The 9,214-nt window shown below is 71.5% G+C and carries 12 protein-coding genes and 1 pseudogene; 6 read left to right on the forward strand and 7 right to left on the reverse strand.

The window, feature by feature from the left end; genetic code table 11:
• Positions 1–65: 65 nt before the first annotated feature.
• Positions 66–1,364, reverse strand: coding sequence for an alpha/beta hydrolase family protein (locus ACFVJX_RS07180; RefSeq protein WP_384136728.1), 1,299 nt, complete (start codon positions 1,362–1,364; stop codon positions 66–68).
• A gap of 221 nt (positions 1,365–1,585) precedes the next feature.
• Between ACFVJX_RS07180 and ACFVJX_RS07185 the strand changes: the two genes are divergently transcribed.
• The gene (locus tag ACFVJX_RS07185) at positions 1,586–1,819 is read left to right on the forward strand and encodes a hypothetical protein (RefSeq protein ID WP_384136726.1); all 234 of its coding nucleotides are present in this window, start codon (positions 1,586–1,588) and stop codon (positions 1,817–1,819) included.
• On the opposite strand, the gene ACFVJX_RS07190 is transcribed toward ACFVJX_RS07185, so the two are convergent.
• Together ACFVJX_RS07190 and ACFVJX_RS07195 are read right to left on the reverse strand one after the other, a co-directional pair.
• The gene (locus ACFVJX_RS07190; RefSeq protein WP_384136724.1) at positions 1,771–2,538 is read right to left on the reverse strand and encodes an N-acetyltransferase; all 768 of its coding nucleotides are present in this window, start codon (positions 2,536–2,538) and stop codon (positions 1,771–1,773) included. The genes ACFVJX_RS07185 and ACFVJX_RS07190 overlap by 49 nt on opposite strands.
• A gap of 49 nt (positions 2,539–2,587) precedes the next feature.
• Positions 2,588–3,295 (reverse strand): SDR family NAD(P)-dependent oxidoreductase, encoded by a 708-nt coding sequence (locus ACFVJX_RS07195; RefSeq protein ID WP_384136722.1) that lies wholly within the window; start codon positions 3,293–3,295, stop codon positions 2,588–2,590.
• Positions 3,296–3,396: 101 nt separating this feature from the next.
• Between ACFVJX_RS07195 and ACFVJX_RS07200 the strand changes: the two genes are divergently transcribed.
• Positions 3,397–4,227, forward strand: a complete 831-nt coding sequence (locus ACFVJX_RS07200; RefSeq protein ID WP_384136720.1) for a helix-turn-helix transcriptional regulator — start codon at positions 3,397–3,399, stop codon at positions 4,225–4,227.
• Positions 4,228–4,355: 128 nt separating this feature from the next.
• On the opposite strand, the gene ACFVJX_RS07205 is transcribed toward ACFVJX_RS07200, so the two are convergent.
• From ACFVJX_RS07205 to ACFVJX_RS07215, 3 genes and pseudogenes are all read right to left on the reverse strand, one after another.
• On the reverse strand, positions 4,356–4,625 hold the full coding sequence (locus tag ACFVJX_RS07205; RefSeq protein WP_384136718.1) for a hypothetical protein: 270 nt from the start codon (positions 4,623–4,625) through the stop codon (positions 4,356–4,358).
• Positions 4,626–4,898: 273 nt separating this feature from the next.
• Positions 4,899–5,720, reverse strand: a complete 822-nt coding sequence (locus ACFVJX_RS07210) for a hypothetical protein (protein ID WP_384136717.1) — start codon at positions 5,718–5,720, stop codon at positions 4,899–4,901.
• A 735-nt stretch (positions 5,721–6,455) separates the two neighbouring features.
• Positions 6,456–6,817 (reverse strand): annotated as a pseudogene (locus ACFVJX_RS07215) (helix-turn-helix domain-containing protein); the annotation flags it as partial.
• A gap of 113 nt (positions 6,818–6,930) precedes the next feature.
• Between ACFVJX_RS07215 and ACFVJX_RS07220 the strand changes: the two are divergent.
• From ACFVJX_RS07220 to ACFVJX_RS07230, 3 genes are all read left to right on the forward strand, one after another.
• Complete coding sequence (locus ACFVJX_RS07220) at positions 6,931–7,173, forward strand: hypothetical protein (protein ID WP_384136715.1); 243 nt, start codon at positions 6,931–6,933, stop codon at positions 7,171–7,173.
• Complete coding sequence (locus ACFVJX_RS07225; RefSeq protein ID WP_384136713.1) at positions 7,163–7,405, forward strand: hypothetical protein; 243 nt, start codon at positions 7,163–7,165, stop codon at positions 7,403–7,405. The genes ACFVJX_RS07220 and ACFVJX_RS07225 overlap by 11 nt, the downstream gene beginning before the upstream one ends.
• Before the next feature lie 75 nt (positions 7,406–7,480).
• The gene (locus ACFVJX_RS07230; RefSeq protein ID WP_384136711.1) at positions 7,481–8,365 is read left to right on the forward strand and encodes an EamA family transporter; all 885 of its coding nucleotides are present in this window, start codon (positions 7,481–7,483) and stop codon (positions 8,363–8,365) included.
• Between the two features lie 56 nt (positions 8,366–8,421).
• Here the strand turns inward: ACFVJX_RS07230 and ACFVJX_RS07235 are convergent, their stop codons facing one another.
• A complete protein-coding gene (locus ACFVJX_RS07235; RefSeq protein ID WP_384136710.1) occupies positions 8,422–8,883 on the reverse strand; it encodes a calmodulin-binding protein in 462 nt (153 codons plus the stop codon).
• Positions 8,884–8,967: 84 nt separating this feature from the next.
• Between ACFVJX_RS07235 and ACFVJX_RS07240 the strand changes: the two genes are divergently transcribed.
• Positions 8,968–9,198, forward strand: coding sequence for a hypothetical protein (locus ACFVJX_RS07240; RefSeq protein WP_385744003.1), 231 nt, complete (start codon positions 8,968–8,970; stop codon positions 9,196–9,198).
• The last annotated feature ends 16 nt before the right edge of the window (positions 9,199–9,214 follow it).

Here is a 9,214-nt window from a genome sequence, read left to right on the forward strand (position 1 = left end):
GCTGTGAACGGCACCGGCCCCCGGGGAGCGATCCCCGGGGGCCGGTGCCGTATGCGTGGGGGCGTCTACGGCGTGAACACCATCTCCGGGAAGCGGGCCGATGGCCCGTCCAGCAGGTGGTCGTCGTGTCCGCGCAGCCACCGTCCGAAGAACGACGCCACGTAGGCCCGGCTCGCGGCCGCCGCCCGGTCCGGCCGCACGGTCCCGACCGCCGCCGCCAGGCCTCCGTCCGGCTCCGCGCCCTGCCGGGCCAACCGCGGCAGCAGCACCTGCGCGTCGGTGTACGAGGCGTGGCGTGAGCCGCTCAGCGTGACGTTCGCCTTCCAGCCGTGGGTGTGGTGCCAGAACGCCGCCCACGAGGGCTGCTGCCGGTAGTCGCCCGATCCCTGGGCGTCCGTGCCCATCAGCAGCAGCGGCCGGTCCAGCCCCTCCAGCGCGACCGTGCCCAGCCGGCTGCCGTCCGGCAACTCGCCGCCCACGTAGTCCATCTGCCCGTCCATGTTGATGCCCGCCCGGACCCGCCGGTCGTCGTGCATGGTCTGCGCCGCGGTGAACCCGCCCGCGGAGTGGCCGAACATTCCGGTCCGCCGAAGATCCAGTACGTCCCCGAAGCGCGTCCGGTTCAGTGCCGCGAGCCGGTCCAGTACGAACCGGGTGTCGGCGACCCGCACCGCCATCACCTTCCGCAGCACGGCGCTGATCGCGTCCGGGTCGGTGTACGGCGCGCCCTCGAAGATCCGCATCGTGGCGAGGCGTCCGTCGGGGAACTCCACCTCGGTCGCCTCGTAGGTGTGGTCGATCGTGACGACCGCGTACCCGTGGCTCGCCAGATCGTCCACCAGGGCGGTGTTCCAGGTGCGCGGGTCACCGAGCCCGCCGGAGTACAGCACGACGGGCAGCCGGCCGGCCGCCGGGGCGACGGGTGCGCCGCGGCGGGCGTGGCTGAGCGTGGCGGCCCAGTCCACGCTTCCCGGGGCCATCCCCAGGTTCAGGACACCGGCCCCCTCCGCGCCGCCGAAGTGGGCCGCGGCCCTGGCCGTCATCTGGGGCTCCCGGAGCCCGGACCCGCCGGGAGCGGCCGGGTAGCGGACGCTCACCATGAGTTCGCGGCGGGCGGAGGTGCCCGGCAGCCACGGCTCGGCCCGCGCCGGGTCGACGAGGTGCAGGACGGTCGAACCGACGTCGAACGGGCCGGTGGGCCGGGGCAGTCGGGCGGTCGGCAGGGCGGCGGTGCGCGCCCGGCGGCCTCCGGACGCGGCGGACGGCACCGCGGCGGTGGCGAGCAGTGCCGATGCGGCCAGGCCGGTGACGAGGACCTTCCGGCGGTTGTGGTCACGAGTACGCGGACACGGGACTGCGGACACCTGGGGCTCCCTGTTCGGGCGGCACGGCACGCGGTGTGCGGCGGAGGCGTGACCTGTGCGGCGGGTGTGTGCGAACGCCTTCACCATGCCGCGCGGGCCCCGCCCGGCGCGTGATACCCGAGTGCTCATTCGGCGATGTGGTGTCTGGCACCCAGGTATGAGACCCGCCTTCCCGGGGCTGTCGTCGCCTCGGCACGTGCTGAGACAATCCCCTCGCGCGGGTGCCCACGGGGGGCTCCGGCAAGGACGGGGGCGCGAACGGCCCCGAGTCGGTCACCGCGACCCGCGACGCGCGACCCGCGACCCGCGCACCGCTCATCGGCCGCTGGATAGCGCACTCGTCCCAGGTGATCGGCTACGCCATGGTCCCGCTGCTGGTCGGTGCGGGCGCGGCGGCCCGGGGCTGCTACCGGGTGCGCGCCTCGTGCCGGATCCAGACGTTCGGCTCGACGTAGACGGCCCGGTCGTGCGCGAGGTCGCACCGCACGGGCACGAGCGCGCCCGGCACCTCGATGTCGCCGTCCCGGTCGAACGGCACGCCCGTCCAGTCGCGCCACTGCGCCAGGGACCCGCTGACCGTCATCGAGGCGGGGGCGACCTTCTCGACGGTGCCGCCGTTCCTGACGTGCACCCGCAGCCACGGATCCTGCGGCAGCCCGTCCGCACGCAGCCGTCCCAGGTACTCGCTCATCGGTACGCGCGGGTGCAGATGCTTGTCCGTCGGGCGGACCGGGGCGTACAGCGCGTCATGGCCCTGACCGGCGACCGCGTCCCGCAGCGCCTCCAGCATCCGGTACGACAGACCGCGTCCCAAGTACGCCTTGTCCACGGTGATTTCGAGCGCGCTCGCCGCCGTCGGGGCGATTCCGTGGCGCCGGTCGTGGAACGCCCAGGCCAGCACCCGGTCCCACCCCTGGTCGGGCGTCGCTTCCCGCCCGTCCCGTGCGGCGTCGAACGGCACGCCGAGCCCGCGCGCCACCACCCGCCCACCGTCGGTCGCCACCACGCAGTGGGCGGGGAACTCCGCCACGACCTGACCCAGCAGCGCGGCGGCGACCAGGTCGTGCGAGGTGAACACCGGCCAGGTCTCGGCGATCTCGTAGACCCGGGGGATCAAGGAGGGACGCTCGGCGAGCGGTGTGATGCGGATGCTGTCGGAGTCGATGGTCGTCACGGTCCGGCACTGTTCCACAGCCCGCCCGCCCGCGACCAGGCGTTTTCTCTCACCAGGGCAGCGGCCCCTCGGCGTCGAAGTAGCCGCCGGTCGGGCCGTCGGGGCCCACCTGCGCCATCCGGACGATGATCTCGGCGCCCTGCTCGACGGTCTGGACACCGGTGTTCCCGTTCAGATCGGTCCGGGTGAAGCCCGGCTCCACCGCGTTGATCCGCATCTCCGGGAACGCCTTCGCGTACTGCACGGTGATCATGTTGACCGCGGTCTTCGACGCCGGGTAGGCGACGCCGGGGTAGGCGTACCCGGGGGTGCCCGGCCGGCTCGCTCCGGTCAGCGAGGCCAGCCCGCTGCTCAGATTCACCACGACCGGGGACGCGGAGCGCCGCAGCAGCGGCAGGAACGCGTGCGTGACGCGGACCGTCCCGAAGACGTTCGTCTCGAACGTCCCCCGCATCAGGTCGGCGGTCACGTCCGCCGGCCCGATCACGGTGTTGCCGTCGCCGCGCTCCTCGATGCCGGCGCTGTTGATCAGTACGTCGAGCCCGCCGTCCGCCTCGATGGCCGCAGCCGCTGCCCGCACGGACGCCTCGTCCGTGACGTCGAGCCGCACGGTCCGGGCGCCGAGCTGCTCGGCGGCCCGTTGTCCGCGCCCGGCGTCCCTGCTGCCGATCCAGACGGTGTGGCCCGCGGCGACGAGCCTTCGGGCGGTCTCGAAGCCGAGACCCTTGTTCGCTCCGGTGATCAGTGTTGCTGTCATGCCTCCACGATGCGGCGCGACCGTGCCCGCTGCCAGGCGTCCAGTCTTCCTGGGACCGCCGGTACCAGGAAGATCCGGGCCGGGCGGTGCACAGTGGAGCCATGGCGACCACGGAGTTCGGGCATACGGTGCGGCGCTGGCGGGACCGCGTCTCCCCGGAGGCGGCCGGTCTGCCCGTGGGCGGCCACCGGCGCGCGGCCGGGCTGCGCCGCGAGGAACTGGCCCTGCTCGCTGGGATCTCCGTCGACTACGTCACCCGGCTGGAACAGGGCCGCGCGACCAACCCCTCCGAGCAGGTCGTCGAGGCGCTGGGCCGGGCCCTGCGGGTGTCCGCGGCCGAGCGCGAGCACCTGTTCCACGTCGCCGGGCTCATGCCGCCGGGCCAGGGCACCGTCCCCGCCTACATCACGCCGAGCGTCCAGCGGATGCTGGACCGGCTGACCGGGACGCCCGTGGCGGTATCGGACGCGACGTGGACGCTGCTGCTGGCCAACCCCATGTACGCGGCGCTGATGGGCAACCACCAGGGCAACGAACGCAACGCGGTCTGGCGCCACTTCCTCGGTTCGGGCAGCCGCGTCCGCCACACGGAGGAGTCCCTGCGGGCCCTGGAGGCCGCACAGGTCTCCGGCCTGCGTGCGACGGCGAGCCGCTACCCGGCGGACCAGCGGCTGCGCCGACTGGTCGCGGAGCTGCGAGCGAACAGCGAACGGTTCGCCGAACTGTGGGACTCCGGCACCGTCGGCCGGCACGAGGCGTCCCGCAAGACGATCGACCATCCGCAGGTGGGCGCCCTGACGCTGGACTGCGACGTGCTCAGCGTCGCGGGCAGCGATCTGCGCATCATGATCTACACGGCCGAGCCCGGCACCGAGGACGCGGAGCGGCTCGCGCTCCTCGCGGTGATCGGCACCCAGACGCTCGTCGAATAGCGGGGGCCGGCGGCGCCTTCTCGGGCGCAGTACCGATTCGAATGGTCGAAGATCCGAGCGTCGCGAGCGGCGAAGTCCTCACGGTAGGCCTTGAGCCTCAGGACGACCGCCGTTCCGGTCGGTGCGGCTCAGTCATCGGCGATGTCCGGCTTCGCGGCGCGGAGCGTGTTGCCCGGAATCACCACGACGCGTTCGTCACCGCGCACCGAGGCACCCTCGGGCAGTCGCTGCCGCAGGACGTCGGTGAGGTCCCGGCCGATGACCGCGATGTCTCCGTTGTCCAGCTCCCAGAGATCTGGACAACCGTCCTTCTCCGAGGTGTTTCCGAGCTCCTGCGGTGACTTTCCCAAACGGCGCACGAACTCGGCGGACGGATCGGCTTCCCAGGCGTGAGCCACGCTGCTGTAACCCCCTCATGCATGTCCTGACGGCGATCTCGCACATGCCGTGGGCCGTGCCGCGCCTGGACAGACCAACAGGTTTCCTGGAGCCGACGATACGTCAGGAGACCATGGTCCACAGTGGTAATCGGTGGGTCGGACAATGGCGATCCCCCAGGGTCTCGGCCTTCCTGCCCCAGGTCTGGAGCGCCTGCGCGAATGCCGGATCCTGCTGGGCGCGGAGAGCGATCACTTCAGCCAGTGCTTGCGCCCGCTGGTCCGGCCGATCCGCTACCGGTTCATCCGCTCCGCCCGAGGCACCAGCCCCGCCCGCACCGCGCTCATCCGCGCCCGCACCCCCTGCACGGGCACGGCGCCTGCGGGGCCGGTCGGGGCGGGCCCCGGGTTGCCCCGGCAGGCGCCGCACACCCCGCCCGGCATCGCCTCCGCGCTGCCGGGCGCCCGGCACTCACCGCACTCCAGGGTCCGAAGGACGACGACACCGGGGGCCGGGGGAGTCACGCGAGCGGGCGGCAGTTTGTCGAGCAGCCGCCTGCGGACGAGTGCGGCGGCGTGGTGGATCCGTACCGGCAGCCCTTCGGTCAGGGCGTGCATGACCTCGGCCTCGGTGGCGCCCCGCTCGAACCACTCGCTGACCTGCGGCTCCAGCGCGACACAGTCCAAGTGGGACAGCGACAACGTGGGCGCGGTACGTCCTAGGGCGGCCAGCAGGATGAACGAGCGCGAACGGGTGGGGCGTTGGGGCACCTGGGGTACGTCACCCCGGCAGAACGCCGCCCACCACTCGTCGTCGCGCGACGTACGGGAGAAGAACGTCCGGGTCACCCAGATCAGTGCGTTCTCGGTTGCGACGCACTCACTGCCCCGGCGCAGATGCCCGGCCTCCTGGAGCCGGTTCAGCGTGGTCCGCAGCGCGCACTGCCCGTACGGAAGCGCCTTGGCCAGGGTCTTCACGGAGATGTCGGCGCCGTCGCACAGGCCGTCGATGTAGGAGGCGATGGCGGCGTCGCGGGGGAGCAGGTGCACGAAATCACGGCTGCCGCGCGGGCGTTGGTCCGGGGCCGAACGCTTGCCGTACCCGGGATTGGCCATCGGGTGGTCAAGCGTGGCAAGGGGCACGTGCTGGGGAATGGGGGCAGCACTAAGCTGACTGACAGCCATCAGATCGATTCCTAAGTCTTGCGATCGAAGTGGTCAGGCCCCTGCTCGGTGTTTCCGCACCGGCGGGGGCCGTCGTGTCTCGGCTGACGCTAGAGCGTGACTACCCTCCGTTGCAAGTCGGTCGCGAAAAGTCAACCCGCCAGGCAGGGAGGGTGGGTGGGAATCCAATCCCTCCACCCATTCCGCTGAAAGAGGGCTCGGATCTCGGGGCTTGAGCCCCGAGGCGCCCTCGCGCGGCAACTGGCAGGTGGTAGTGAGCGATTGGCGTCACCAGGGCAGCGGTTCGGGTCGCCGGTACCACCACCAGCCCAGGTTCCCGCTCGGTGGCTGTGGGCCCGGGAGCAGCGCGATCAGCGAGCCCTGCGGGTCCTCCGTGGTGAGGCGGGCATAGGTGCTGTCCAGCTGCTGAAGTCCCTGCCGGAGGGTGGCCACGGCGGCAGGGGGGAGCGTGTCGGGGATGGTGGTCAGCCCGTCTCGCGCGGCCAGCCGCCACTTGTACAAGTCCGGGGGGCACCAACCTGAACCGGCCCACCCCGATGCCATGTGGGCGACGAGCTTTTCCCACGCCCCCAGGCAGTCCGAGATTTTCCACTCCGGGCCTAGCTGGGACAGGAAATATGCGGGCATTTCCTCGCGGAAGCTCGCGCATGATGACGCTGTTCTTGGCGCTGGGCTCTCCGGTCCCTGAAGCCCCGGGATGAGCTGAGGCGCGTACTCCCGGATGGCCTCCGCCCGCGCCTCCGCCTCGGCGGCCTCCGCGAAGTGTTCCGGGTGCTTGGACGTCTTCAGCGCCGCGCAGTTCCGTACGAAGAATCCGTCCGCGCCCAGCACCTCGTCGAACTTCTCCGCCTGATCCATCTGCATCCGCCGCACCCCGGACTCCAACTGCCCGATGAACGAGCCGCTGACGAAGAGCCGGCGCCCAGTTCGGTCTGGGAGAGGCCCGCGTTCTCTCTTCGGTGGCGGAGTTCGGCGCCGAGAAGGGTGCGCGGAGAGGAGGAGGGGTCGAGCTTACTGGGACCTGGCATGACAACTCCCTGTGGCACACGTGCGGTTGTTGGAACTGCACCTCTTCCAGGCTGACGAGAGATTGACCACGCTGGGTATGCATTGTCGCTACTCAGAGTGGAAGGAATGGATCATGACGACTACGGAGCGGCGCAGGGCGGCGGCGGGCAGAGTGCGGGAGGCCGAGGAGGTGGTGACGCGGTTGCGGGAAGGGTTCGCGGGGGTCGGGATCGTGCTGCCCTCGCTGCGGATCGACCCGGTCTCGTTCGCCAGGGACGAGCCTGCCGCGCTCGTCGACCTGGGCCGCTGCAACCTCGACACGGCATTGCGGCTGACGCGGGTGCTGGAAGGGGAGAGGCCCGGTCATGACGGCTGACACCGGCGGGCTGGAGACGTGTACGCCGGAGCCCGGCTCGTTCGCGGTCGATGCGCGGGACGGGCGCGTGGGCCGGGTGATGGGGCGGGTCGGTCCGTATGTCCAGTTGCGGCCGCCGGGCGGTGGCGCCGAGTGGGACTGTCCGCCCGAGTCGGTCCGGCCGGCGTCGCCGGGGCTCGTGCTGCGGGCCCGGGTGACCGAGGTCAACCGGGAGGGGCAGCTGCCGCGCTGAGAGGTGTTGTCGGTGCCGGACGGGACGGTGAAGTATGGGACTTCCGTTCCGGACGAGCAGGACGTGGTGCCACTCATGCCGGTCGTACTCGTGCTTCTGCTCTCCGGCACGTGGCTGCTTTCCGGGGCACTTGTCACCGGGACCGAACCGCTGACCGTGGCCGTGGGGCGTACCGCTGTGTGCTGTGCGGTGCTGACCGCGGTCGCCGCGTCCACCGCGAACGGGCGGTCCGGTCTGCGGCAGGCCGTGGCGCGGCCGGGAACCGTCTGGCTGTTGGGGCTGCTCGGCTTCGCCGGGTACGCGGCCGGCACGCTCCTGGCCATCCCGCGCATCGGCACATCGCTGACCAACCTCGTCGTCGCGTTGATGCCGTGCGCCTCCGTGGCGGTCGGGGCGTTGTTCTTCGGCGAGCGGTCCGGGGCCCGGAAGGCGGCGGGTGCGGTCCTGGCCTGTGCGGCGGCTGCCGGGTACGCGGCGCTGGGTGCGGATGCGGGGGACCTGGACGTGGCGGGGGTGCTGCTCGTGGCCGCCGCGACGGTGGCCTTCGCGGTGTACGGGTTCCTGTACCGGGCGCGGCTGTCCGGGCTGCCGCCGCTCGCCGTGCTGCCGGTGCTGCTCGCGGCAGCCACCTGTCTCCTGCTCCCGATGTCCCTGCCCGCGCTGATCGCCCACCCGCCGACTCCGGTCGCGACCGGCGGGATCGTGCTGCTGGGCGCGGCGGTGTACGCGCCCGCCTACCTCGTGCAGCACCGGCTCATCCTGTCGCGCGGCCCGGTCTTCACCGCCGCCGTGCAACTGGCCGTGCCCTTCACGGTCCGCCTCGGGGACTGGGCGCTGGACACCGCACCGGCGCCATCGGCCTCCGAACTCCTGCTCCTGGCGGTGTGCTGCGCGGGGATCGCGCTCGTCACCGTCCAGCCGGGCCGGCGGTCCGTCGAGCCGGTCGCCTCCGAACGGTGAATGGTGAAGGGCGGCACCCCTCTGCCGGGTGCCGCCCTTCCGTCGCGAGACCGGCCTTACGGGGCCGGGACCTCCCGGACGATCGTTGAGGTCCAGGGGCAGAAGTACCGGCCGGGCAGGAAGGCGCCGCCGACCTCGTCGAGGTGGTCCTCGACGTACGGCACCGTCGCGTCGCAGACCTCGATGCCGAAGTTGAAGAACCTGACGGTCTCCGGGTCGAAGTGGAAGCTCCACCGGGGGTTGTAAACGGCAGGGCGCGTGTTGATCCGACCGACGATGTGCGGCTCGTCCGAGGTGGCCCCGCTCACCAGGTCGCGTGCATGGCTGATCTGGCCCTCGTTGACCAGCTTCACGATGAACGTGTTTTGCGTGACGTCGGTCATCTCGAAGTACGCGGGCGTGACGGCGGCGCGCTGGGCACCCTCGCTGCTCACCGTGGCCTGGGCGGGCTGGGCCACGGTGAACGCGAGCATCGCCAAGGCCGCGAGGCTCGCGGCCTTGGTGAAGAGGTGTCGCATGAAAATCTCCAGGGATGCAGGGCGGAACATGATGATCATGGCCGCTCGTCACGCAATGTAATGTATCGACTACATAAAGTGGAAATGACGCACTCCGGGCGAGATGTCCAGATGGGGATCGACCGGTTCGACGCGCGTGGGGCGATGAGCACGCTGTTCACCGAGTCGAACGAGGACGGCACGTACAAGCGTTACGAGGCGGTGCCGTTCGGTAAGCCGCTCACGCTGCCCGCGTCCTTCGACGTCGCGCCGGCCACGGACGCCTTCCCGGTCCGAGGCGGGACGCACGGAAGCGGCGGCACCAGAAGGGTGTAGACGCTTACGTGCGGAA

It is taken from the genome of Streptomyces sp. NPDC127177 (assembly GCF_042672475.1).
Classification (GTDB): domain Bacteria; phylum Actinomycetota; class Actinomycetes; order Streptomycetales; family Streptomycetaceae; genus Streptomyces.

What these genes read in the sequence shown, in the direction of transcription:
- ACFVJX_RS07195 (WP_384136722.1), bottom strand. Translation starts at nt 3,295, where the DNA reads ATGACAGCAACACTGATCACCGGAGCGAACAAGGGTCTCGGCTTCGAG.
- ACFVJX_RS07200 (WP_384136720.1), top strand. Translation starts at nt 3,397, where the DNA reads ATGGCGACCACGGAGTTCGGGCATACGGTGCGGCGCTGGCGGGACCGC.
- ACFVJX_RS07210 (WP_384136717.1), bottom strand. Translation starts at nt 5,720, where the DNA reads ATGGCCAATCCCGGGTACGGCAAGCGTTCGGCCCCGGACCAACGCCCG.
- ACFVJX_RS07220 (WP_384136715.1), top strand. Translation starts at nt 6,931, where the DNA reads ATGACGACTACGGAGCGGCGCAGGGCGGCGGCGGGCAGAGTGCGGGAG.
- ACFVJX_RS07225 (WP_384136713.1), top strand. Translation starts at nt 7,163, where the DNA reads ATGACGGCTGACACCGGCGGGCTGGAGACGTGTACGCCGGAGCCCGGC.
- ACFVJX_RS07230 (WP_384136711.1), top strand. Translation starts at nt 7,481, where the DNA reads ATGCCGGTCGTACTCGTGCTTCTGCTCTCCGGCACGTGGCTGCTTTCC.
- ACFVJX_RS07235 (WP_384136710.1), bottom strand. Translation starts at nt 8,883, where the DNA reads ATGCGACACCTCTTCACCAAGGCCGCGAGCCTCGCGGCCTTGGCGATG.
- ACFVJX_RS07240 (WP_385744003.1), top strand. Translation starts at nt 8,968, where the DNA reads ATGACGCACTCCGGGCGAGATGTCCAGATGGGGATCGACCGGTTCGAC.